This is a genomic window from Amycolatopsis regifaucium, assembly GCF_001613935.1.
Taxonomy (GTDB): Bacteria; Actinomycetota; Actinomycetes; order Mycobacteriales; family Pseudonocardiaceae; genus Amycolatopsis; species Amycolatopsis regifaucium.
In genome coordinates this window covers 197,863-220,609 of the sequence record NZ_LQCI01000009.1, presented here as the reverse complement: position 1 = coordinate 220,609, position 22,747 = coordinate 197,863, and the positions used below count along the sequence as shown (strand labels likewise).

20 protein-coding genes are annotated in these 22,747 nt (G+C 68.1%); 11 read left to right on the top strand and 9 right to left on the bottom strand.

Annotated features, from left to right (window positions below):
• Both AVL48_RS10920 and AVL48_RS10915 read right to left on the bottom strand, forming a co-directional pair.
• Positions 1 to 258: an amphi-Trp domain-containing protein gene (locus AVL48_RS10920; RefSeq protein ID WP_061982600.1), complete on the bottom strand. Its 258-nt coding sequence runs from the start codon at positions 256 to 258 to the stop codon at positions 1 to 3.
• Positions 259 to 339: 81 nt separating this feature from the next.
• Positions 340 to 951 carry a formylglycine-generating enzyme family protein gene (locus tag AVL48_RS10915; RefSeq protein ID WP_061982672.1) on the bottom strand — a complete coding sequence of 204 codons (612 nt, stop codon included), beginning with the start codon at positions 949 to 951 and terminating at the stop codon, positions 340 to 342.
• 53 nt (positions 952 to 1,004) lie between these two features.
• Here AVL48_RS10915 and AVL48_RS10910 point away from each other — a divergent pair, with 53 nt between their 5' ends.
• Together AVL48_RS10910 and AVL48_RS10905 are read left to right on the top strand one after the other, a co-directional pair.
• The gene (locus tag AVL48_RS10910; RefSeq protein WP_061982601.1) at positions 1,005 to 1,586 is read left to right on the top strand and encodes a GNAT family N-acetyltransferase; all 582 of its coding nucleotides are present in this window, start codon (positions 1,005 to 1,007) and stop codon (positions 1,584 to 1,586) included.
• 276 nt (positions 1,587 to 1,862) lie between these two features.
• The gene (locus AVL48_RS10905; RefSeq protein ID WP_244162560.1) at positions 1,863 to 2,351 is read left to right on the top strand and encodes a DUF1062 domain-containing protein; all 489 of its coding nucleotides are present in this window, start codon (positions 1,863 to 1,865) and stop codon (positions 2,349 to 2,351) included.
• A 44-nt stretch (positions 2,352 to 2,395) separates the two neighbouring features.
• Here AVL48_RS10905 and AVL48_RS10900 read toward each other — a convergent pair whose 3' ends face one another.
• Positions 2,396 to 3,544: a Cmx/CmrA family chloramphenicol efflux MFS transporter gene (locus tag AVL48_RS10900; protein ID WP_061982602.1), complete on the bottom strand. Its 1,149-nt coding sequence runs from the start codon at positions 3,542 to 3,544 to the stop codon at positions 2,396 to 2,398.
• Positions 3,545 to 3,895: 351 nt separating this feature from the next.
• Here AVL48_RS10900 and AVL48_RS10895 point away from each other — a divergent pair, with 351 nt between their 5' ends.
• Positions 3,896 to 4,975, top strand: coding sequence for an NAD(P)H-dependent amine dehydrogenase family protein (locus tag AVL48_RS10895; RefSeq protein WP_061982674.1), 1,080 nt, complete (start codon positions 3,896 to 3,898; stop codon positions 4,973 to 4,975).
• Positions 4,972 to 5,451 (top strand): carboxymuconolactone decarboxylase family protein, encoded by a 480-nt coding sequence (locus AVL48_RS10890; RefSeq protein WP_061982603.1) that lies wholly within the window; start codon positions 4,972 to 4,974, stop codon positions 5,449 to 5,451. The genes AVL48_RS10895 and AVL48_RS10890 overlap by 4 nt, the downstream gene beginning before the upstream one ends.
• Before the next feature lie 56 nt (positions 5,452 to 5,507).
• On the opposite strand, the gene AVL48_RS10885 is transcribed toward AVL48_RS10890, so the two are convergent.
• On the bottom strand, positions 5,508 to 7,073 hold the full coding sequence (locus AVL48_RS10885; RefSeq protein WP_061982604.1) for a GMC oxidoreductase: 1,566 nt from the start codon (positions 7,071 to 7,073) through the stop codon (positions 5,508 to 5,510).
• Positions 7,074 to 7,292: 219 nt separating this feature from the next.
• Here AVL48_RS10885 and AVL48_RS10880 point away from each other — a divergent pair, with 219 nt between their 5' ends.
• The 3 genes from AVL48_RS10880 (at position 7,293) to AVL48_RS10870 (ending at position 11,599) form a co-directional block, all read left to right on the top strand.
• Positions 7,293 to 7,658, top strand: coding sequence for an RNA-binding S4 domain-containing protein (locus AVL48_RS10880; RefSeq protein ID WP_061982605.1), 366 nt, complete (start codon positions 7,293 to 7,295; stop codon positions 7,656 to 7,658).
• 135 nt (positions 7,659 to 7,793) lie between these two features.
• Positions 7,794 to 10,139, top strand: a complete 2,346-nt coding sequence (locus AVL48_RS10875) for a cellulose binding domain-containing protein (RefSeq protein WP_244162559.1) — start codon at positions 7,794 to 7,796, stop codon at positions 10,137 to 10,139.
• Positions 10,136 to 11,599: a cellulose binding domain-containing protein gene (locus tag AVL48_RS10870; protein ID WP_082857610.1), complete on the top strand. Its 1,464-nt coding sequence runs from the start codon at positions 10,136 to 10,138 to the stop codon at positions 11,597 to 11,599. The genes AVL48_RS10875 and AVL48_RS10870 overlap by 4 nt, the downstream gene beginning before the upstream one ends.
• A gap of 43 nt (positions 11,600 to 11,642) precedes the next feature.
• Here AVL48_RS10870 and AVL48_RS10865 read toward each other — a convergent pair whose 3' ends face one another.
• On the bottom strand, positions 11,643 to 12,446 hold the full coding sequence (locus tag AVL48_RS10865; protein ID WP_074038251.1) for a class I SAM-dependent methyltransferase: 804 nt from the start codon (positions 12,444 to 12,446) through the stop codon (positions 11,643 to 11,645).
• A 50-nt stretch (positions 12,447 to 12,496) separates the two neighbouring features.
• Here AVL48_RS10865 and AVL48_RS10860 point away from each other — a divergent pair, with 50 nt between their 5' ends.
• Positions 12,497 to 13,081 carry a TetR/AcrR family transcriptional regulator gene (locus tag AVL48_RS10860; RefSeq protein WP_061982608.1) on the top strand — a complete coding sequence of 195 codons (585 nt, stop codon included), beginning with the start codon at positions 12,497 to 12,499 and terminating at the stop codon, positions 13,079 to 13,081.
• Positions 13,082 to 13,127: 46 nt separating this feature from the next.
• Here the strand turns inward: AVL48_RS10860 and AVL48_RS10855 are convergent, their stop codons facing one another.
• From AVL48_RS10855 to AVL48_RS10840, 4 genes are all read right to left on the bottom strand, one after another.
• The gene (locus AVL48_RS10855) at positions 13,128 to 13,961 is read right to left on the bottom strand and encodes a bifunctional 5,10-methylenetetrahydrofolate dehydrogenase/5,10-methenyltetrahydrofolate cyclohydrolase (protein WP_061982609.1); all 834 of its coding nucleotides are present in this window, start codon (positions 13,959 to 13,961) and stop codon (positions 13,128 to 13,130) included.
• Positions 13,958 to 14,581, bottom strand: coding sequence for a cyclodeaminase/cyclohydrolase family protein (locus tag AVL48_RS10850; protein ID WP_061982610.1), 624 nt, complete (start codon positions 14,579 to 14,581; stop codon positions 13,958 to 13,960). The genes AVL48_RS10855 and AVL48_RS10850 overlap by 4 nt, the downstream gene beginning before the upstream one ends.
• A gap of 123 nt (positions 14,582 to 14,704) precedes the next feature.
• Positions 14,705 to 15,535, bottom strand: a complete 831-nt coding sequence (locus AVL48_RS10845; RefSeq protein WP_061982611.1) for a peptidoglycan-binding domain-containing protein — start codon at positions 15,533 to 15,535, stop codon at positions 14,705 to 14,707.
• A gap of 80 nt (positions 15,536 to 15,615) precedes the next feature.
• Positions 15,616 to 16,590: a tetratricopeptide repeat protein gene (locus AVL48_RS10840; RefSeq protein WP_143104805.1), complete on the bottom strand. Its 975-nt coding sequence runs from the start codon at positions 16,588 to 16,590 to the stop codon at positions 15,616 to 15,618.
• 279 nt (positions 16,591 to 16,869) lie between these two features.
• Between AVL48_RS10840 and AVL48_RS10835 the strand changes: the two genes are divergently transcribed.
• From AVL48_RS10835 to AVL48_RS10825, 3 genes are all read left to right on the top strand, one after another.
• The gene (locus tag AVL48_RS10835; protein ID WP_244162558.1) at positions 16,870 to 17,256 is read left to right on the top strand and encodes a hypothetical protein; all 387 of its coding nucleotides are present in this window, start codon (positions 16,870 to 16,872) and stop codon (positions 17,254 to 17,256) included.
• A 629-nt stretch (positions 17,257 to 17,885) separates the two neighbouring features.
• Complete coding sequence (locus AVL48_RS10830; RefSeq protein WP_061982614.1) at positions 17,886 to 20,234, top strand: ATP-binding protein; 2,349 nt, start codon at positions 17,886 to 17,888, stop codon at positions 20,232 to 20,234.
• Positions 20,235 to 20,373: 139 nt separating this feature from the next.
• Complete coding sequence (locus AVL48_RS10825; protein ID WP_061982615.1) at positions 20,374 to 22,710, top strand: chitobiase/beta-hexosaminidase C-terminal domain-containing protein; 2,337 nt, start codon at positions 20,374 to 20,376, stop codon at positions 22,708 to 22,710.
• The last annotated feature ends 37 nt before the right edge of the window (positions 22,711 to 22,747 follow it).

The window sequence follows — 22,747 nt, the reverse complement described above, 5'->3', positions numbered from 1 at the left end:
TCACACGACGGTACCTTCAGCGTCCTCGTCACCTTCGGCGTCTTCGATCTTCCACTTCAGCTGAAACTCGACCTCTTCCTCGCCGTCGCCACGCTCGTGCTCGACCGAGAACTGGGCGCGGGCGGGGACGCGGAACCGTTCGCCGGCGATCTGGATGCGGAACGAGGTCTCGGACTCCAGCGCGTCGGCGAGCCGGCGCAGTTTGGCGACGACGTCGGCGGTGGAATAGACACGTTCGACGTCTCGGGGTGCGGTCACGGCTGCCTCCAGGGTCCGACACCCCGGCCGGGTGTCCGTGGCGTCATTCAATCGTGTGATCGCCGTGTGTCGCCGCCGGGGTCACCGTGTCCGGGCGAGGCGGAAACCGACGTCGTCGACGCGGAATGTCGGGTGGCTGCGGCGCCGCACCGACGCGCGGCAGCTCCATTGTTCGTCGAACCAGCCGCCGCCCCGGAGAACCCGGTACTCGCCGTACACCTCGGCGTCGTAGATGTCCCAGCACCATTCCCAGACGTTGCCGAGCATGTCGTACAGGCCCCACGCGTTGGGCGCCTTCCCGCCGACGTCGTGCATCGACTCCGCCGAGTTCCCGCGATACCAGGCGATTTCGTCGAGCGGGCCGTAGCGCGCCCCGGTCGTGCCGGCGCGGCAGGCGTGCTCCCATTCCGCCTCCGACGGCAGCCGATAACCGTCCGCGGACGGGTCCCAGGACAGGGAATCCAGGTCGTACGCCGGGGTGAGGCCCTCGCGTTCGGACAGGTTGTTGCAGAACCGGACGGCGTCCAGCCACGAGACACCGGTGGCGGGGAGTTTGCCTGCCTCGCCCGTGTACGACTCCTGGGTGACCGGTACCGGCGCGAGCCGGAAGGACGCGACGTCGACCGTCCACTTGCGCTGCGTCCGCCGGTCCGAAAGGGTCACTTCGCCGGCCGGAACGATGATCATCTCCATGGTCCGGCCGATGGTACTCAGGCGGACGGGCACCGGTGCGCGATGATGGTCGCGTGCCTCTGCTCATCGAGCCCGTCCTGCCGGCCGGTACCTTCCGGACCGCCAAGCAGCCGTGTCTGATCGTCGACGACAGGTTCGTGCTGCGACCCTGGTGCGTTGACGACGCGGAGGCCGTCGAAGCCGCCTTCGCCTGCCCCGCCATCCAGCGCTGGCATGTCCGCCGTGTCGATGGAGCGGACGAGGCGCGCACCTGGATCGCGGGCTGGGCACAGCGCTGGGCAGAGGAGACGGATGCGAGCTGGGCGGTGGTCGACGCCCGCGAAGACCGGGCAGTCGGGCAAGTCGGCCTCCGCACTGTCTCGCTCTTCGAGGCCTCGGCGCAGTTGTCCTATTGGGTTCTCCCGTCGGCACGCGGCGCCGGGATCGCGGGCGGCGCGGTCGCGGCGTTGACAGGGTGGGCGTTCGGAACCGTTCGCCTGAACCGGTTGTTCCTCCTGCATTCCACCGAGAACCTCGCCTCGTGCCGCGTCGCGGGCAAGGCCGGATACGGCCTCGAAGGGACTTTGCGCTCCTCGATGTTGCACGCCGACGGCTGGCACGATGTCCATCTGCACGCGCGGCTCCGGAGCGACTAGACCGGCCCGCACGCTCGAAAATCGCTGGAGCGGCGAGGCTGTGCGCCGTTACTGTCCGCGCAACCAAGTCGTCCAGGCGAAGGACGTGCCGTTGTACACCCTGTGAGACCTCCCGAGCGCTGGTTCGTCGCGCGTCGCGTCTCCGCGCCGCGCTCCTTTTCGCTGCGGACTTCTCACTGAAACCGGGTGTACTTGCCATGCTCGAAAACTGGGCTGTCGTGCCCACCTGCCTTCCTCTCGTCCACCGCCGTTCCTCTCGTCCACCGCCGTTGCCACGTGTGCGCCTCCGAGCGTTTCCGGGCGAGCGGCAAATTCCGGGTCAACGCGAATCGCAAGCTCATCGACGTCTGGCTTCTGGTGCTCTGCACCGCTTGCGGGGACACCGCGAAGCTCACGGTCCTGGAGCGGGCGAACGTGCGCACCGTACGACCTGAGCTGCTGGACCGCCTGCATGACAACGACGCCGGCCTGACGGCGGAACTGCTTCAGGATCCGGTCGTGCGGCGGCGCAACCGCATCGCCCTAGATTGGGACAACGCCTGGCGTCTCGACACCGGCGGATCGAATCACCTGGACCGCGAGGTGATCGACGTGTCGGTGCGCTTCGGGGCGCGGATCCCGGTCCGGCCGGTGCGGTTGATCGCCGAAGGGTGCGCTCTTTCGCGAGCGGAGGTCGAGAGGCTGATCGTCGAAGGGAACCTTGTTTCGTCGGCCCGGTTGAGCGGCAGACTCTCCGGCGACTTCACCTTCACACTCAAGCGCTGAACGAAGGGCCTGTCCGACGCCGGCCGCCGGACAGGCCCTTGGCGCTAGTCAGGCAGCTTCACCCGCCGAGCCGACAGAGCCGGAACGATCGCCACGGTGGCGATCGCCGCACTGATCCAGATGGCGTGGCGGTACTCCTCTGTCGCTTCGGTGACGAAACCGGCGAGCACCGGTCCCAGGAACGCGCCCACGTTGAGCGCGACCGTGGCGAAGGAGCCGCCGAGGGTCGGTGCGCCGGGTGCCACGTGCATGACCCTGGCCACGAGTGCCGACCCGCAGCCGAACGACAGTCCACCTTGGACGGTCGTCAGCACGAACAGGACGACCGGGTGGGCACTGGTCACCGCCAGCACCGCCCACCCGACCGGCAATCCGCACAACGCCCACAGCAGACCGCGCCGCAGCTCACCGTCACCCGTGCGGCCCGCCACGGAGACCCCGATGAACGCGCCGACACCGAACGCGGCCAGCAACCCGGAAACCGCTCCGGCGGGCAGGTGCGCGACGTCCGTCGCGATCACCGCGAGGAACGCGAACGTCGCAAAGGTCGCGCCGTTGACCAAGGCCGCGAGCGTCATCGCCCGCCGCACCGGCCGTGCTTTCAGCTCGCGTGCTTCGCGCCTGATCGAGATCTCGGGGGGACCAGCCGCGTCGGCGGGCGCCGAACGGAACACCAGCACCAGCGCGGGCAGGCACAACCCGGCGACCGCCCAGAACGCCGAGCGCCAGCCCGCGAGCTCACCCAGCACGGATCCGGCAGGCACACCGGCGACACACGACAGGGTCACACCCGCGAGCAGGACCGCGGTCGCCCGCGCTTGCTTTCCCTTCGGTGCCAAGGCGGCCGCGACGGGCATGGCGACGGCGAGAAATCCGGCGTTGACGACGGCCGCGACGACCCTGGTGCCGAACAGCACCGGAAAACTTGTCGTGAGCGCGCCGACGACGTGCACCACCACGAAGGCGGTCAGGAAACCGGCCAGCGCCCGCCGTCGAGGCCAGCGTGCGCTGAGTACGGCCATGGCGGGCGCGCCGACGATCATTCCGACGGCGTAAGCCGACGTCAGGGCGGCGGCCGCGCCCACCGGGACCGACAGGTCACCGGCGATCCCCGGAACGAGACCGGAAACCATGAATTCGGAGGTGCCTTGCGCGAAGACGGCAAGGCCGAGGACATAGACGAACAGGGGCAACGGACCACTCCCGAGACGAAGGTGAGCAGGAGAAGCCGTGCGCGGGACAGGAAAACCAGGCCGGGCGCACGGAACAGCGCTCCGGTCACCGGGAAGCGAGGAGCCGGCGCCTAACGGCCGGACACGACGACTCGCCGCCGGATGACCGGCGGCGAGGTTCTGTCCGACTCGGGGCTCGTCACGAGAGCGCACACTACACATCGCCGCCGACGGCCCTCAACCCGATTGTCGCCCGGCGAGCGGGCAAACGGCCGAACGCCCATCCCGATGACCGAAGGAAACGACGTCCGTTCCGCGTACCGGAACGCTTTCGTTGCCCTGGGGAATGAGGCCGAGGCTAACCTCGACCTCATGATTCCCACGGTTGTCTGGGGTACAGGCAACATCGGCCGCGCCGCCATCCGGGCCGTCGACGCGCATCCGGCGTTGGAACTCGCGGGGGTGCTCGTGCACGATCCCGCGAAGGTCGGCCGCGACGCGGCCGCGCTCGCCGGTGTCGACGGTGACCTGGGTGTGGCGGCGACCGATGACGTCGAAGCGATTTTGGCGGCGGGCCCGCGAGCGGTGGTGTACGCGGCGTCCGGTGACATCCGGCCCGCCGACGCGCTCGCCGACATCGTCCGCGCTGTCCGCGTGGGGGCCGTGGTGGTGACGCCCGCGCTCTACGCGTTGTACGACCACCGCAACGCACCCGAAGAACTGCGTGAACCCGTGCTCGCGGCGATCGCGGACGGCGGTGGTTCGCTGTTCGTCTCCGGCGTCGATCCCGGCTGGGGCAACGACATCCTGCCGCTGCTGATCAGCGGGCTCGGCACCACCGTGGACGCCGTCCGCTGCCAGGAGATCTTCGACTACTCCACCTACGACCAGCCGGATTCGGTCCGCTACCTGGTCGGCATGGGGCAGCCGATGGACTACCAGCCGCCGATGCTGGCGCCGTCGGTCCCGACGATGGTGTGGGGTGGGCAGGTGCGGCTGATCGCCCGCGGACTCGGCGTCGACCTCGACGAGATCCGCGAGACGCTGGACCGGCGTCCGCTCGAGGAGACCGTGACCACGCGGGCGATGGGCGAGTTCGAGGCGGGCACGCAGGGCGCGGTCCGGTTCGAGGTACAGGGCATCGTGGACGGCGAGCCTCGGATCGTCATCGAGCACGTGACCCGGATCCACGCGTCATGCGCGCCGGACTGGCCGAAGCCGCCCAGCGGCGACGGGGCGCACCGGGTGATCATCGAAGGCCGCCCGAGGATCGAGGTCTCGGTCGAGGCCACCGACGAGGGGGAGAACCGGTCCGCCGGCGGCAACGCGACCGCGGTCGGCAGGCTGGTCGGCGCCATCGACTGGCTCGTGGACGCCGAACCGGGGCTCTACGACGCCCTCGACGTCCCATTGCGACCGGCCATCGGCAAGCTCGGAAGGAGCGCGCGTTGAACATCGACATTCCCGAGGGCAAGGACCCGATCGGCTACGTCTGGGGTGAGCTGGTGCCCGGTATCGGTGCCGCGGCGTCGAACTTCTCGCTCGCGGTCTATGCGCACACCACGCTGGGGCTCAGGGAGTTCGAGGCCGCCCGGCTGCGGATCGCGCAGATCAACGGCTGTGTCTTCTGCCTGGACTGGCGGACTGAACGGGACGGGGTGAAGGTCGAGGAGGAGTTCGCCGACGCGGTCACCGAGTGGCGCACCACCGAGGCGTTCGACGAGCGCACCCGGCTGGCCGCCGAGTACGCCGAACGGTACGCGCTCGACCACCACGGCATCGACGACGAGTTCTGGCAGCGGATGGGCGAGCATTACAGCCAGCGGGAAATCGTGGAACTGAGTATGAGCATCGGTTCCTGGCTGGCGTTCGGGCGGCTGAACCACGTTCTGGGGATCGACACCGTCTGCGTGCTGCCGAAGATCTGAAGAACGGGCCGGGGTGGCGGCCCCGGCTCATTCTCGGAAATCTTGTTCGATCGTCGTCACAAGTCGGTGGCGACGATCTTTTCGATGTTCCGTTCCGCCAGTGCGGTAATGGTGACGAACGGGTTGACGGTGGTATTACCTGGAATCAGCGCGCCGTCGATCACGTAAAGCCCCGGATACCCGTGCAGCCTGCCGTAATTGTCGGTCGCCCTGCCCAGCACCGCGCCGCCGAGCGGGTGATAGGTGAGGTGATCGCCCCAGATCTTGTACGTGCCGAACAGATCGGTCCGGTAGATCGTCCCCTCCTTGGAATTGATCTTGTCGAAGATCGTCTTGGCCATGGAGATCGAGGGCTGTTTCCAAGCGGTCTGCCAGTCGAGGTCGACCTTGTTCGCGCCCGCGTTCCAGGAGAACGTCGCCCGGTGGGGGTTCTTGGTGATGGACAGGTAGAACGACGCGTAGGTCTCGATACCGGTCGGCAGCGGCGCGACCTCGGCGAACGCCCCGCCCGCCGCCCAGTTGTCGATGCCCGCGGTCGGGATCGACGACTGCAGCGCGCCCGTGGCGTCCCACATGTGGTTGGCCCGGCCGCACATGACGTTCCCGTTGTCACCCCAGCCCTTCCCGACCTCGGGGCTGAGGTTCGGCAGCGCGCCGGTCGCCTTGAGCCTGACCAGCAGCTTGCTCGTGCCGACACTGCCCGCGGCGAAGAAGACCTTGCCCGCTGTCACGGATTTCGTCGCGGTCACCGCGCCGGTGGTGTCGAGTTGTTCCATCACCACGGTGTATCCGCCGCCGGCCGCGGGGGATACCGAGGTGACGCGGTGCAGCGAGGAGATCGTCACCCGGCCGGTCGCCTTGATCCGCGGAAGATAGGTCTGCCGCAACGATTTCTTGCCCGCGTTGTTGCCGTAGAGGATCTCCCCGGCCAGCGCGGATCTCGGCACCGTGCCCGCCTGCTCCTTCTTCATGTAGTCCCAGTCGTACACGTCCGGGACGAACAGGAAGGGGAAACCCGAGCGCTGGGCGTGCTTCCGCCCGACTCGCGCGTACTGGTAGCACTCGGCGGTCTCGAACCAGTTCTGGTCGATCGTGGCGACGCCGAGGCCCGCGTTGGCGCGTGGGTAGTAGACGCCGTACATCTCGTCGGCGTTCACCGTCGGCAGGACCGAGCCGAAGTTCTCCCGTTTCGGAGTGACGGCCATCCCGCCGTTGACCAGTGAGCCGCCGCCGACGCCGCGGCCCTGATAGACGGTGATGCCGCTGAACTCCTCGGCGTCGAGGATCCCGGTGTGGCGCGGGACGTCCTTGTCCAGCGGGAAACCGAGGAAGTTGCTCAACGGCTGCTTGGTCCTCGTCCGCAGCCAGAAGGAGCGGTAGTCCGGGGTGGTGGTGTTGGCGAAGATCTTGCCGTCCGTGCCCGGGGTGTCCCACGCCTTGCCGAGTTCGACGAGATGGACGTCGACGCCCGCTTCGGCGAGCCGGAGCGCGGCGACGCAGCCGCCGTATCCGGAACCGATGACGAGTGCCGGGATGTGCGCGGCGTCGGTGATCGAGCTTTGCGTCGCCGGTCTGTTCCAGGAAGAGGCGAAAGCGGTCCCGCTGAAGGCCGCGGCCCCCACGATAGAACCAGTTCCTGTAATGAATACGCGGCGGGATAACTGGCCAGAAGCGCTACTCCACATGGATTCGTCGCTCACGTGATCTTCCTCACCGTTGAGGTATTTAGAACAAGTTATACCTTTGGCTCAGTCGGGTGGCAATAATGGTTCGGGTTCTTTTCGCCTGCCAGGGCCGGGCGGGCGGGCATCGCGGCGGCGGATGGGCCACTATGTACGGCTGTGGAGTCCACTCGAGTTGATCGCTGGCTGTGGGCCGTCCGGCTGACCAAGACGCGTCCGGACGCCGCCGCCGCGTGCCGTGGCGGCCATGTCCGCGTGAACGGCAAACCCGCCAAGCCCGCCACCACGGTCGTCGCGGGTGACGAGGTGCGCGCCCGGGTCAACGACACCACGCGGATCTTGGAAGTGACGCGCGTGATCCAGAAACGCGTCGGTGCCGCCGACGCGGCGACCTGCTTCATCGATCGGACGCCTTCGCCGCCACCCGAGTCCGCCGTGCCCGTGGCGCGGCGAGAGCGAGGTGCGGGCCGTCCGACGAAACGGGAGCGCCGGGTGCTCGACCGCTTCCGGTCGGGCGAGGGCTGAGGGTCCTGCCAGCACTGTTCACATACGTGGATGATGTTCACATCCGTTGACGGGCGACAGGGACGTGAACTATAAAGGCGAGGTCCGGGTGTACACGCCGCAACACCTTCCGTCAGTCCGTCACGGAGGTTTCGGGTGTCCCGAAAAAGTCGTCTTCGCCGTGCCGTTCTACCGGCGGTCGCCGCCGTGGTCGCCACCGCCGCACTCCTGCAGGTTCCGCCCGAGGTGGCCGACGCGGCACCCGGCCCCGGTGCGCTGACCGGTCTCGACGTCGGCGCGGCCAATCGCCGCGCACCGGTCGCGGGGCTCTACGACTGGTCCAAAGCGGGATACCGGGGCGGCGCCGCGCTGCCCGGCTCCGCCGAGGTGAATCCGAACGCCACCTGCCAGGTCACCGCGGCGGAGCTGGCGAGCCAGTACAACGTGAAGCCCAACGACGGCGCCGATGACACGAACGGCATCCAGGCGGCGATCGACGGGATCAAGAGCGCGTGCTCGCCGTCCGGGAGCTACACCAAGCTGAGCACGATCACCTTCCCCGCCGGGCGGTTCGACGTGACGCACGAGATCCACGTCGACGCCGACTACCTGATCCTGCGCGGGGCGGGCAAGGACGCGACGAAGTTCGTGTACCGGCCCGACGCGAACACGCTGTACGACACCCTCACCCCGGACGGTTCGGACTGGGACGAGGACGGGATGACCTCGGGCGCGGGCAAGGGCGGCTGGCTGTGGCCCGGCCGCGGGCTGTTCCGTGTCCAGTCCAGGGGCGTGCACACGGCCTACGCGAGTGACTACGCCTCGGCACCCGCCGACCGCAAGGACATCTTCGAGGGCACGGTCAACGTCCATTGGAAGGCCGGGGTGAAGCTGCGCGGCAAGGCCGGTGACACCGCGTTCGCCGCACGGATGGGGGACCGGGTCGTCCACTTGGCGAGCAGTGGTGCCTTGACCTCGCTCGCCGCCGGGAACCTGGTCAACATCCGGGCGGCCAACTCGCGGAAGTTCTACGAACAACAGCAGGCGACGCCGACCACGTTCCCCCTGCTGAACATGCACATGCGCCAGCAGATCTTCACGATCACGGCGCTCGACACCACCGCGCGCACCATCACTCTCGACAAACCGCTCGAGTACGACGTGCCGGTGAACTCCACTTCGGACGGTTCGGTCCCGATCGACGGCGCCACGTACGACTCGAAGGCGGCTCCGCTGGTCGACCCGGTGCTCGGCGTCGGCTTCGAGAACCTCGGGTTCACGCAGGACATGCCGGGCCTGAACCCCGCGGAGGCGAACAACAACTACGGGAACATGGCGCCCGCGGCGGAGATGCACGGGATCGTGTTCAAGTGGGCGGCGAACTCCTGGGTGCGGGGAATCCGCGCCGACCTGACCGGTTCGCATCCGATCGTCACCGAGGAGGCGAAGAACCTCCAGATCGTCGACAACGAACTCAACGGCTCCTGGAACAAAGGCAAGGGCGGAAACGGGTACTTCCGCGGTTCGCGGGTGTGGGACTCGCTCTATGCCGGAAACACCTCGACCCTGTTGCGGCACTTCACCTTCCAGTGGTCCGCCTCGGGCAACGTCGTGATCGGCAACTCGTTCGACTCCGACCTGAACCTGCACGGCGGCTGGGAACGCAACAACCTCTTCGAACTCAACACCGTCAAGGTCCCCTACGCGCACCGCTCAGGCAACTGCCGGGCCAACTGCGGTGAGGAGGGCGGCGGCGGGCCCGACGACTCGAACTGGTTCCCGATCTGGTGGGGTGCCGGCAAGAAGGCCGTCAAATGGTCGGGCGGTTCCGGCTACCGCAACGTCTTCTTCAACAACGCCATGACCAAACAACTCGCGGACGGCGGCCCGTATAACGACTTCTACGGCGACCGGCATCGTGTCTACGTCTTCGGCTGGGACGGCACCGCGTACAAGCACCTCGACGTCGGCGGTACCCCGATCGCGGACTGGGCGAAGAACGAGCAGCGGGACTACACCGGCGGGCACGGAGTCGACGCGACCAAGACCGACGCCGCCACGTCGCTGTTCCTGAAGTCCGTCGACGGGACACCACAGTCGTCGTCGACGGGCCAGACCTCCACGCCGACCTCCACCACGACCACATCGACCAGCACGCCGACGACCAGCACCACGCCCGGCCCCGGCGCGTGCCTGACGGCGGCGTTCGCCCGTAAATCGGTGTGGGACAGCGGTTACGGCGGCGGCTTCACCATCAGCAACGGCTGTCCGGCGGCGGTGGGCTCCTGGACGGTCGAATTCGACCTGCCCGCCGGGACCACCGTGAGCAGTTCGTGGAGTTCGGTGCTGACCAAGTCCGGTCAGCACTACCGGTTCGGGAACGCTGCCCACAACGGCAACGTCAAACCCGGCGGCACGGCGACGTTCGGGTTCAACGCCGCAGGCCAGGGGCTCCCGGTCGCGTGCACGATCGCCGGAACGAAATGCGGAGGCACCGAATGACGAGGAAACGACTGCTCGCCGCGCTCGCGGCCACGGTGTCGGCGGCCGGTCTGTTCGGCGCCGTCGTCACTGCGGAGGCGGCCGCGCCCAGTCTGTCCGCCACGTTCACCCAGAGTTCGGTCTGGGACAGCGGTTACGGCGGCAAGTACACGCTGACCAACTCCGGTGACGCACCCAGTACACAGTGGACGGTCGAGTTCGACCTGCCGGCCGGGACGACCGTCACCTCCTCGTGGAGTTCGGTGCTCACCAGGAGCGGACGGCACTACAAGGTCACCAACGCCGACTTCAACGCCACGATCAAACCGGGCGGTACGGCGAACTTCGGCTTCACCACCAGTGGCCTCGGCCTGCCGACCGGCTGCACGGTCAACGGCAGCCCGTGCGGGGGAGGCGCGCCGACCTCGACGCCCGGCACGACCACAGCGCCGACCAGCACGAGCACGACGAGCGAACCGCCCACCACGACGACCAGCGTCCCGGCGGGAGACGTCGTCGATGTCGCGACCGCGGTGGAACTCCAGGCGGCGCTGGCGGCCGCGAGCCCCGGACAGACCATCCGGCTGGCCGCCGGGACCTACCGCGGTTCCTTCGTGGCCATGAGGCAGGGAACGGCGGGCGCGCCCATCACGATGACCGGACCCGCCACGGCCGTCCTGATCAACGACGGCCCGTCGGGGGAGGCGCCCTCATGTCCGGTGCCGACGGCGGGCTGGGACTCCGGATACGGGTTCTGGCTGTACGGGGCACCTTATTGGCACCTCAAGGGCTTCACCGTGCAGGAGTCGAAGAAGGGCATCGTCGCCGACAACTCCCACCACACGGTGATCGACGGCGTCCGGGTGCACCGGATCGACGAGGAAGGCGTCCACTTCCGCCGTTCCTCGGCCGACAGCGTCCTCCGCGACTCGATGATCAGCCACACCGGTCTCGCGCAGCCCGGTTACGGTGAGGGCGTCTACCTCGGTTCGGCGAACTCGAACTGGGCATGCCACGGGAACTCCGGCGGGGTCGACCGCGGCGACCGGATCCAGGTGCTGAACAACCACATCGGACCGTACGTCGCCGCGGAATCCATCGACGTCAAGGAAGGGACCGCCGACGGCGTCATCCGGGGCAACACCTTCGACGGACAAGGGATCTCCGGACAGAACTCGGCCGATTCGTGGATCGACGTCAAGGGAACCGGTTACGTCATCGAGGACAACACCGGCACGTTCGCTTCGCCGGGGACGTTCGCGAACGGCTACGAGACGCACAACCCCGCGACCACTCCGTCGTTCCCGAACGGTTGCGGGAACGTGTGGCGGGGTAACAAGTCCGATCTCGGCGGCATCGGCCAGTACGCCATCAAGATCACGTCGACGTCGAAATGCCCGGAACGGCCCAACGTCGTCTACGCGTCCAACACCGTGTCGAGGGCGGTGACCGGCCTGACCAACATCCCGGTCACTCCCTGATCGACGCCGGTGGCGGGAGCGGCGCGGCTCCCGCCACCGGCGGTCACGTCCGTACGGCGATGATCGCCATCGTGGTGTAGCGCGTGGTGAACCGGCCGCCCATCCCGTCGATCACCGCACCGACCTCCGCGAGGATCTCGTTCCGCGGCGCGGGTTCGACCCAGGTGAGTGAGCCGAAGGTCGGAAGTTGGTCCAGCCATTCGTCCCGGGTGTACTCCTTTTCCCAGTCGTACCGCCGTTGCTCCGGCTCGCCGAACGCGCCCGCCTCGCGCAGGCCGTCGGTGATCTTGGTGATGAGCCGCCCGTACACCTCGGACGACTGTTTCGGTACGTTCTTGAGCGCGTCGGGAGCGTCGGGGACGTGCCGCCGGTACGCGTCCATCAAGGCGTCCCCGACCTGCGACGGCGGTTCGGGAACGTGCCAGAACACGGCCCAAAGGCCACCGGGCCGCAGGACTTCCGCGGCCTTCACCGCGCCCGCGACCGGATCCACCCAATGCCAGGCCTGCCCCGAGACGAGCAGGTCGAAGCGACGTCCTGCAGGCTCCCAAGCCTCGAAGGTGCCCACTTCGACGTCGATCCCGCTCAGTCGCGCGAACTCGGCCATGCGCGGATCCGGTTCGACGCCCAGCACCCGGCAGCCGGCGGCCTGGAACTGACGTGCGTCGATCCCGGTGCCGATACCGATGTCGAGGGTTTCGCGGCCCGGGGCCGCCGCGACGAGGTGGTCGATGAGTTCCGGGGGATAGGCGGGCCGGGTCCGGTCGTAGCGTTCGACATCGACGCCGAAGGATTCGGCGGCCTGTCGATGGCGGTGAGGCTGGCGTTCCGACGGTAGAGTGGGCATGCGCCCACCATAAGTGGGCAGTTGCCCACTCGTCAACGCAAGGGAGCCGTATGCCGACCGGAGTAGCCCTCCGCGCCGTGCGCGCGCAACTGTTCGACGCCGCCGAGCGGGTCCTTCTCCGTGACGGGCCGAGCGGGCTCACCAGCCGCGCGGTGACCACGGAGGCGGACTGCGCCAAAGGCGTGCTGCACCGGCATTTCGACGACTTCGACGCGTTCCTCGCCGAGTTCGTGCTGGACAGGGTGGAAAAGCTCGACGAGAAGACGATCGCGCTGAAGGACATCGCCGGGACCGGCACCGTCGTCGAGAACCTGACCGAAGCGCTGACAGCCGTGTTCGAATCGGTCGCGGTGGCGATCGTCCCGCTGGTGATCTTCCGGGACGAGCTGCGTGCGCGGTTGCGCCGCGAATGGCCGGCCGGGGTGCCGGTGCTGACGCAGGCGGCGGTGATGATCGCCGCCTACCTCGAAACGGAACGCGGGCTGGGCAGGCTGGCCGCGGACGCCGACGTCGACACGCTCGCGGCCACCCTGATCGGCGCCACCCACCTGCTGTTCGCCGACCGTACGGGTGCCGCGCCCGAGCCGGACGCGGTGCGGAAGACGGTGACGGCCGTCGTCGGCTCCGGGACATGAAAAAGGCGGCGAGCCCCGGGTGGGGGACTCGCCGCCTCTCGGTGGATCAGGACTGTGCGGCGGTGACGGTGTGCCGCAGCAGCAGCGAGGTCGTGACCGGTCCGACGCCGCCGGGGACCGGCGTGATCGAGCCCGCGAGCTCCTCGACCGCGGCCTGGTCGACATCGCCGACGAGTCCGCCTTCGGGCGTCGGGTTGGTGCCGACGTCGATCACCACGGCGCCGGGCTTGACGTGGTCCGCGCCGATGAAGTGCGCGCGGCCGACCGCGACGACGAGGACGTCCGCGGTCTTGGTGACCGCGGCGAGGTCCTTGGTACGCGAGTGGCAGACGGTCACCGTCGCGTTCTCGCCGAGCAGCAGCAGCGCGGCGGGCTTGCCGACCACGGTCGAGCGGCCCACGACGGCGACCTGGGCGCCGGACAGGGCGACCTGCTCGCGCTTCAGGATCTCCAGCACCGCGGCGGCGGTGGCGGGGGCGTAGGTCGGCAGGCCGGCGGTGAGGCGGCCGAGGCTGACCGGGTTGGCGCCGTCCACGTCCTTGCGCGGGTCGATATGCGCGCCCACGTCGTCGAGCGTGACACCTTCCGGCAACGGGGTCTGGCAGATGATGCCGTGCACCGACGGGTCCGCGGACAGTTCGTCGAGTTCGCGGGTGACGTCCTCGCCGGTCGGCTTCTCCAGCTGGACCACGCGGCAGTCCACGCCGACCTTCTTCGCGGCACGTTCGATCGAGCGCACGTACCAGGCGGTGGCGTCGTCGTCGGTCGGCACGAGCACGGCCAGCGTCGGCGCGGTGCCCGACTCGCGCAGCTTGGCGGCGGTCTCGGTGACCTCGGCGGTGATGGCGGCGGCGATCGCGCGCCCGTCGATCAGCGTCATCGGGCGATCCTCTCGCGGACCTCGGCGACGAGCGCGTCGGCGCGCCCGGCGGCGGAGGTGTACTCGCCGAGGCGGGCCTCGGTCTCCTTGCGCAGCTGCTCGTCGGACATCGACGCGAGGTTGACCTCGACGTTGACCACGGCCGACTCGAGCGCGGACTTGGCGGAGGAGGCCGCGACCGCGATGTCGGAGATGACGTTGGTGTTGGCGCCTTCGAGGATGGAGGCGGCGAGGTCGATGACCTCGGCGGCGAGCGCGGCCGTCCGCAGGGGGACGTCGGCCGCGCCGACCAGGGCGGCCTGGATCGCTGCGCTGCGGGCCTGCTTCTCCTCGTCGGTGGCCTTCGGGAGCTTGTACGCGGAGACGACCGCGTCGAACGCGGCGGCGTCGTCGGCGGCGAGGCCGAGCGCGCGGCCGCGGAGGTCTTCGGCCTTGCCGAGAGCCTCGGTCATGCTCTGCTCGAACTGGGCGTATTTCGGCTTGCCGATGGTCAGGTTGCACACCATGGAGACCAGGGCGGCACCCACCGCGGCGTTCATCGCGGCCCCCGCGCCGCCGCCGGGTGTCGAGGCCTTCGAAGCCAGCTCGTCGAGCCACTGACCGACCGGTTGAGCCTCCACGCGATGTTCCCTTCCCGCTGGTTTTGCCGTCGCGCCGAAGCCTACCCGGGGGTTGTCGGACAGCCCGAAGGCCACCTTTCACCGTTGATCGACTTCGGGGAAAGGTGGCCTTCGGGAACCAGCTCACGCGCGCTGGTACTCCTCCCAGGTGAGCTTCGGCGTGACGGCGGGGCCGTCGTCGGAACCTCGGCCGGCGAGGCCGTTGTAGCCGAGGTAGTAGTCACCGGCCTGGTGCTGCGCGCCGGACGACAGGTCCGGATCGGACAGCGCGATGGCGTGGATGTGGTAGGCGAAGCCCTGGTCCGGTGTCCGGACCCACGCCGCGAAGCCGACCTGACGCAGCTTCCGCGCGACGTCGGTCCGCGTGGCCGAGGACATCCCCTCGACGCCGATGTCGAGCGCGCCGCCACCGTCGTGCGTACCGGCCGAAGCGCCGACGCCCCCGGGGTTGTACGAGCCCTGCGTGATGGTGAGCTGCCTGCCGAGCAGACCCTCGGCTTTCACCAGCATCTCCTTGGTGCGGGTGTTCATCGTCTTGCCGTGGTAGGTCAGGCGGCTACCCGCCGAAACCACCGCGGTGACGGTGTACCGGCCTTCGCCCAGCTTCTCGAGCGAGGTTTTGCCCGGCAGGCCGGAGGCGTCGAGACCGGTGTAGCCCAGCGACTTCTGGTAGCTGGAGTACGCGGTGATCGTCGACGTGCCGAAGTGGCCGTCGACGTACTGCTGGTCGAGCAGTCCCTTGGCCGACAGCGCCTGCTCGACGAGCAGCACGCTGTCCTTGGCACCCGGCGTCAAGGCGCTGTCCGCCCGGCGCGGGTCGATCTGGGCGGCCTTGAGCACCGCTTCCATGTTGGCCGCGGGCAACAGATCCGCGGTCACTTCGGCGCTGGCCGGGGCGGCCACGCCGAAGGAGAACGCGGCCGCTGTCGCGAGCACGGCTACCTTGGTCAACAATTCCTGCCTCCTGAACTAACCGAAGTTTGTCCGGGCAGCATGATCAGCGTGAATACAAGGTCCGTACAAACGAACTGTTCTCAGGTCTGGTCCCGGCCGGTGACGAAGAGAGTCACCGCTTCGGACAAGGCCCGGCAATCGGCGTCGTCGGGGTGTTTGGCCGCCTCCTGTTCGAGCGGGCGCAGCCGATCTCTGGTGCGCACCGATTTCAGCGTCTCGGCGCTTTCGATCGCCTGGATGCCGACGGACAGCGCCTCGTCGCCGTCCCCGCCGAGAACGTGGTCCGTGGCCAGCATACTGAGGCACAGTGACCGGCTGCGTGCCATTTCCGGACCGTAGCCGCGGACGGCGTCGGCGAGTGCGGAGATGGCCATTCCGATATGACGGCCGCCCTTGCGCAAGGCCAGATCGGTATGGACCGAGCCCGCCATCGCGGATACGTCGATTTCGGTGAAGAACCTCGCCCAGTCGGGTGGTTCCCTGTCGTCCTTTTCGGCGAATTCCTCGCCCGCTCGCTCCATCAACCCGACGGCGAGGTTCGCGTCGCCCTTCTTGGCGTACGCCCAGCCTTGGTTCGCGCTCAGGATGCTCGCGGCGAGCTTGGAACCGGCACGTCGTGCGGCGAGCCTGCCCAGCTCGAACTGGGTGAGGGCTTCGTCCGTCGCCCCGTAATGGAGATGGATCCGGCCTCGCCGGTAATGGATGTTCGCGGCCAATTCGGCGTCTCCGGCGTCGGCGGCGAGCTCCAGCGCGACGTCGAGATGGTGGTGCGCGGCGCCGACTTGACCGCTGTCGAAACAGGTCCATCCGGCGAGGTTGTGCAGATCCGCGACGGCCGAGAAAAGCCTGGCCCGCACCGGTTCGGAGATCGACATCGCGAGCATCCGATGTCCACGATGGATCCGCACCACGACGGCGTCGCGGCACATCCCGCCCCCGCATTGGTAGTCGACGGCACGGAGCGCCTTCGTCTGTGTTTCCAGCGCTTCGACATCATGTTTCCCCACCTGGTCCGGAGCGAGGTGGCGGCGAGCGGTGGCTTCAGGATCTGTCATGGTCATTAACCCCTGACGTAACCCCAGCGCGACATTCGTGGTCTCAAAGCGTAACCCGGGCCGAGTGTCGCCGCGAGCTTTGCGCCCTCTCCATCAACGTGCGCTGAGGTATGAAGACAGGTAGTTGTACGGGTGTCATCCAGGCGGAAACAGGTGCAACCTGATATGACTTCCAGTGGATGCCGAAAGGTCGAGACCCACATGGTGCTAGGTGCTTCACCGCCTTCGCGAGCCCGTCTCCGGCTGGTTTCCCGAGAGGATGCGAGTGCGACTCCCCGGGTGGGCGGCCGTCTGGATCGGTACGGTGAGCTCGCCGACCGTCGGCTGGCGGCCATCCTCGCCGCCGAAGACGTGGCGGAGGAACACGGGCTGAGCGCGCACGTGCGCACCACCTGTTACGTACACCGATGCTGGGTGCACCAGTGCATCTCCGATCCGTTGCACGTACTCGTGGTCACCGGCCACCGCTGGTGCCGCCGCTGCGACCGCACGATCGACGTCGAGGTCGACGAGAGCTTCCCGGGATCGGTCGAACTCTATTGCGACGGCTGTGGTGTCCCGCCGGACACGGTCGCGAACCGCGAAGTGCTCTTCGCCTGCCGGACCAGCCTCGTCGCCATGCACGGGGGCGACGCGTCGACGTTGTACGTGGTGCCGGACAGCTGAACGCCCGGGGATTTCGGTCACCGCATTTAGTCGACTAATTGCGGTGGTACTTGAAAAGTGGTCGGCTGGCGACGGGTCCCTTGGCATGCCCACAGACCGCCAGCGGATGCTCAGGGGTCGTGAGTGGCGCTTCGGATCATCGAGGGGCGGGCGCCGCGTGACCGTGTTGCTTCGATTGCATTAGATAAAGCAGTATCCGCACAGTCTTAGGTCGCCGGGACCAGATCACGGTCGAGGTGACCGAACGGGATCGGTGTGTGGTAATAGGGACACCCAACGTCTCTATTCCCACACACCTCCACCGGCGCACCTCAAGTGGCTCCTATGACTCGCCCGTGCAGCCAGGCGATACGAGACAAGCCGCCTTCGCCTTACCTCTCGATAAACTTGAATGGTGCCTCCGCGCCCGCTCGCGGGTGGATGGGAATCCTAGAGGTGCCTACCCGTTGGTGCGAGGACCAGACCTGAGGGTCGCAAAGCGCCCACGCTTGAGACGGTGACCGGTTCCGGCGAGGCGCGGAGGCCATCAAGCGCCACTCACCGATACCTCGGCAGCCGATTGGGCTGACCGAGCGAACAAGCCCCCGTCTTCGTTGACCCCCGGGCGAACGCGTCCGTACGGTTCACGGGTGGGCACCTCGGCCTCGGCAAGCCGGCCGGGCAACATCCCCGCCGGGACCACGAGTTTCGTGGGCCGGAAGAACGACGTCGCCGAAGTCAAAAGACTTCTGTCCAAAGCCAGGCTGGTGACCCTGACCGGGGTCGGCGGAGTGGGCAAGACGAGGCTGGCCCTCCATACCGCCACCGAATTGCGCCGGGCTTTCCCCGACGGCGCCTGGCTCGTCGAACTCGCGGATCTGTCCGACCCGGCCCTGCTGGTTCACACCGTGCTGGAGGCGCTGGGCGTCCGCGACGACACGGGTCGCGACCAGGTGGACGTGCTCGCGGATCATCTGCGGGAGCGCCGGATCCTGGTGATCCTGGACAACTGTGAGCACCTGATCGAAGCCTGCGCCGCCGCGGTGGATCGGCTGCTGCGGGCGGCGCCGGGGCTCCGCGTCCTCGCCACCAGCAGGGAACGGCTCGGGATCCCGGGCGAGCATCTGTGGCAGGTCGCGCCGTTGCCGCTGCCCGATCCGCCGCGCCCGCTTCCCCCGGGTGGTTGGCATGGCTACGCGGCGATGGCGTTGCTCGCCGAACGGGCTGCCGCTGTCGAGCCGGGTTTCGCCGTCACCGACGAGAACCAGGATCTGATCGCGAGGATGTGCCGGATGCTCGCGGGCATACCACTGGCGATCGAACTTGCCGCGGTCCGTGTCCGGGCGCTGTCGCTCGACGAGTTGACGACACGGCTGGAGGACAGTTTTCACTTGCTGGCCAAGGGAGAACGCGGCGGGCTGCCTCGGCATCAAACCTTGCTGGCGGCGGTCGAATGGAGTCACGACCTGTGCGGATCGGCCGAGCGGCTCCTCTGGGCGCGGGCGTCGGTGTTCGGTGGTGGCTTCAGCCTGTCCGCGGCCGAAGTCGTTTGCGCGGGGGATGGGCTGCCCGCCGGATCGGTGCTCGGGCACCTGACCGGGCTGGTGGACAAGTCGGTCCTGCTCGTCGAACGTGACGGCGATCGGACGCGGTATCGGCTGCTGGAGCCGCTTCGTCAGTTCGGCAGGTCGAGGCTCCACTCGATGGGTGACGAGGACGTCGTCCTGCGCCGTCATCGGGATTACTATTTGGCGCAGGCGGAGCAGTGCGAGCGGGAATGGTTCGGGCCGAAGCAGGCGGAGATCTTCGTGCGGACCAAACTCGAACACGCGAATCTGCGCGCCGCGCTCGAGTATTGCCTTGCCACGCCGTCCGAGTTGAGGACCGGTCTGAAGCTTGCGGCCACGTTGTGGTTCTACTGGGCGGGTTGCGGTGTGCTGGGGGAGGGGCGGCACTGGCTCGACCGCGCGCTCGAAGCGGTCCCCGACGGCGGCGAAGATCGCTTGAAAGCGCTGTGGGTCAACGGATACGTCTCGACGCTGCAGGGTGACGTCGCACGTGCGGTGACGTTGCTGGGGGAGTGCCGGACGGAAGCGGGCCGGGCGGGGGACGAGGCGGCGCTCGCCTACGCGATCCACCGCCTGGGGTGCAACGCGCTGGTCGGCGATGACGTCGGTTATGCGAAGGACCTCTTCGAAGACGCCCGGATCCGTTATCGGCGGCTTGGTGAGTTGAACGGCAATGTGATGCTGGCCGGGATCGAGATGGCGATCGCGTCGATCTTCCTCGGTGAATTGGAGGAGGCCGCGGCGCTGTGCGAAGAGGCTCGCGCGATCGGCGCGGCGCACGGCGAGGAATGGGCCTACGCCTACGCGATCTACGTACTGGCGCTCGTGGCGCTGAACCGGGGCGAGTTCGACCTGGCGGCCGGCTACGCGCGCAACTGCCTGCGGCTCAAGCGCACGTTCAACGACCTGCTCGGCATGGTGCTGTCGTTCGAGGTGCTCGCGTGGATCGAGGCCTCGCTCCGTCACTGGGAGCGAGCGGCGACTCTCCTTGGCTGCGCACGGAGGATCTGGCAGTCCGTCGGTTACCCGATGTTCGGCTCGAAGTACTTCGGCGCCCCGCACGGCGATTGCGAAGCGCGGACGCGTGAGGCGCTCGGTGACCGCCGGTACGCGGTGCTGTCGCAGCACGGCAGCGAGTTCACCTTGGAAGAGGCTGTCGCCTTCGCGCTCGACGAGGTCGAGAAGGCGGAGAGCGGTCCCGTCGCCGAGGTCGAGACGGTCCTCACCGAACGGGAGCACGAGGTCGCGGTCCTGATCACCGAGGGCCTGTCCAACCGGGAGATCGCCGATCGGCTGGTGATCTCGCGCCGGACCGCCGAGGGACACGTCCAGCGCATCTTGCGGAAGCTCGACTTCGATTCCCGGGCCCAGATCGCGGCCTGGGTGACCCAGACGGCGGTGCGTGGCGAGCGGAACGGCGGCGCCGGATAGGTCCGTCCGGAGCAGTCCGCGATTTGGACCATCGCTGTTACCGAAGCGTGATCTGGGCAGATCGCCCGGCCAGCTACTTTGTTGTGGCGCGCAACGAATTGCTTCGCCCGTGGATTTCCAACGCCGGAGGTGTCACGACGTGAATCGGATCCTTGTGCAGCCCCAACGCCGGAAAAGGGTACGTGGCCCGCTCGCCCTCGCCCTTTCCGCACTCCTGATCACCGCCGGTCTCGGCGGCGCCACCGCCTCCGCGGCCGAGGACTACAGCCAGAGCGCGGCGTCCGTGAACGCGACGCAGGCGCAGATCTCCTTCACCCCGGCGACGCCCGCGCGCTACGTCGACATCCACTACACCGGCGTGCCCGGAGTGGGCCAGCAGAACGTCCGCATGACCGACAACGGCGGAACCTGGCGGCACATCGTCGGCTCGCTCAGCGCCGGTACGGTGCTCGACTACTGGTTCACCTACGAAAAGAACGGGCCACAGTACGACACCCCGCACTTCGGCTACACCCACGGTGGCAGCGGCACGACGGTCGCCGCGCCCACGTTCGATCCACCCGGCGGGAGCTACCCGAGCGCTCGCACGGTGACGCTGTCGACCGCGACCGCCGGTGCGACCATCCGCTACACAGTGGACGGATCCACGCCGACCGCGTCGTCCACTGTGTACTCCGGACCGATCACCGTCTCGGCGTCCTCCACGGTTTCCGCGATCGCGCTGAAGTCCGGCTCGGCGAACTCGCCGGTCTCCTCCGCGAGCTACAACATCGGGTCCACGCAGGCGACCTGCCCGGTCCAATCCGAGGTCCCGGACTTCGGGCCCAACGTGCGGATCTTCGACCCCGGTATGTCGGCGCAGTCGATCCAGACCCGGTTGGACGCGGATTTCAACGCCCAGAAGGACACCCTGACCGCGCAGTTCACCGAACGGCGGTACGCGCACCTGTTCAAGCCCGGTGTGTACAGCGGGATTCACGACGACGTGGGCTACTACACCTCCGTCGCCGGTCTGGGGCAGAACCCGGGCGACGTGGTGATCAACGGCGACGTGACCGTCGACGCGTTCAACGAGTCGGACAAGGGTGTGGCGCTGCAGAACTTCTGGCGCTCGGCGGAGAACCTCGCCGTCGTCCCGAGCAGCGGTGCGACCCGCTGGGCCGTCGCACAGGCGGCGCCGTTCCGCCGGATGGACATCCGCGGCGGGCTGAACCTCTTCCCGGCCAGCTACGGCTTCGCGAGCGGCGGCTACACGGCCGACACCAAGGTCTCCGGTAAGACCGCGTCGATCTCGCAGCAGCAGTGGTACACCCGCGACAGCAGTTACGGCAGCTGGGAAGGCGGCGTCTGGAACATGGTCTTCTCCGGGACGAACGGTGCCCCGGCGAACACGTTCCCGAACCCGCCGGAGACGACGCTCGGCACCACGCCGGTGTCACGCGACGTGCCGTACCTGTACCTCGACGGCTCCGGCAAGTACCGGGTGTTCCTGCCTTCGCTGCGCACCAACGCTTCCGGGCCCAGCTGGGCCAACGGCGGCACCCCGGGCAGTTCGCTGCCGATGAGCCGGTTCTACGTCGTGAAGGCGGGGGACACGGCGTCGTCGATCAACAACGCGCTCTCCCAAGGTTGCAACCTGTTCTTCACCCCCGGCGTCTACCACCTCAACCAGACGCTGAACGTGAGCAAGGCCGGGACGGTCGTCCTCGGCATCGGCTACCCGACGCTGGTGCCGGACAACGGCGTCGAGGCGATGCGGGTCGCGGACGTGGACGGCGTCCGGCTCAAGGGCCTGCTGTTCGACGCCGGCACGACCAACTCGCAGTCGTTGCTCACGGTCGGCCCGGCCGGTTCGACGGCGAACCACTCGGCCGACCCGACGACGCTGCAGGACGTGTTCTTCCGGATCGGCGGTCAGATCGCGGGGAAGGCGACGAACAGCCTGATCGTCAACAGCCGTGACACGATCATCGACCACATCTGGGCGTGGCGGGCCGATCACGGCAACGCGGGCACCTACGGCTGGAGGGTCAACACCGGGGACACCGGGTTGGTGGTCAACGGGGACAACGTGCTGGCGACCGGCCTGTTCGTCGAGCACTACCAGAAATACCAGGTGATCTGGAACGGTCAGAACGGCAGGACGGTCTTCTTCCAGAACGAGATCCCCTACGACGTCCCGGATCAGGCGGGCTGGAAGAGCCCGAACGGGCTCAACGGGTACGCCGCCTACAAGGTGGGGGACAACGTGACCACGCACGAGGCGTGGGGCCTTGGCAGCTACTGCTTCTTCAATGACAACCCGTCGGTGAACCTGTATCACGCGTTCGAGGTACCGAACCGTTCCGGCGTCCGGTTCCACAACATGGTGACGGTATCGCTGAACTACAAGGGGACCATCACCCACGTGATCAACGACGCCGGCGCGGTGACGCCGCCGGGAACGACGCCCAGCAACCTGGTCGGCTACCCGTAAGCCGACCGGCCGTGAGTGGCGATTCGGGTGGCGGCCC

Excerpts from the sequence above, each read along its gene's own strand:
- AVL48_RS10915 (WP_061982672.1), bottom strand. The coding sequence starts at position 951 with ATGGAGATGATCATCGTTCCGGCCGGCGAAGTGACCCTTTCGGACCGG.
- AVL48_RS10895 (WP_061982674.1), top strand. The coding sequence starts at position 3,896 with ATGATTCCCACGGTTGTCTGGGGTACAGGCAACATCGGCCGCGCCGCC.
- AVL48_RS10870 (WP_082857610.1), top strand. The coding sequence starts at position 10,136 with ATGACGAGGAAACGACTGCTCGCCGCGCTCGCGGCCACGGTGTCGGCG.
- AVL48_RS10865 (WP_074038251.1), bottom strand. The coding sequence starts at position 12,446 with ATGCCCACTCTACCGTCGGAACGCCAGCCTCACCGCCATCGACAGGCC.
- AVL48_RS10860 (WP_061982608.1), top strand. The coding sequence starts at position 12,497 with ATGCCGACCGGAGTAGCCCTCCGCGCCGTGCGCGCGCAACTGTTCGAC.
- AVL48_RS10855 (WP_061982609.1), bottom strand. The coding sequence starts at position 13,961 with ATGACGCTGATCGACGGGCGCGCGATCGCCGCCGCCATCACCGCCGAG.
- AVL48_RS10840 (WP_143104805.1), bottom strand. The coding sequence starts at position 16,590 with ATGACAGATCCTGAAGCCACCGCTCGCCGCCACCTCGCTCCGGACCAG.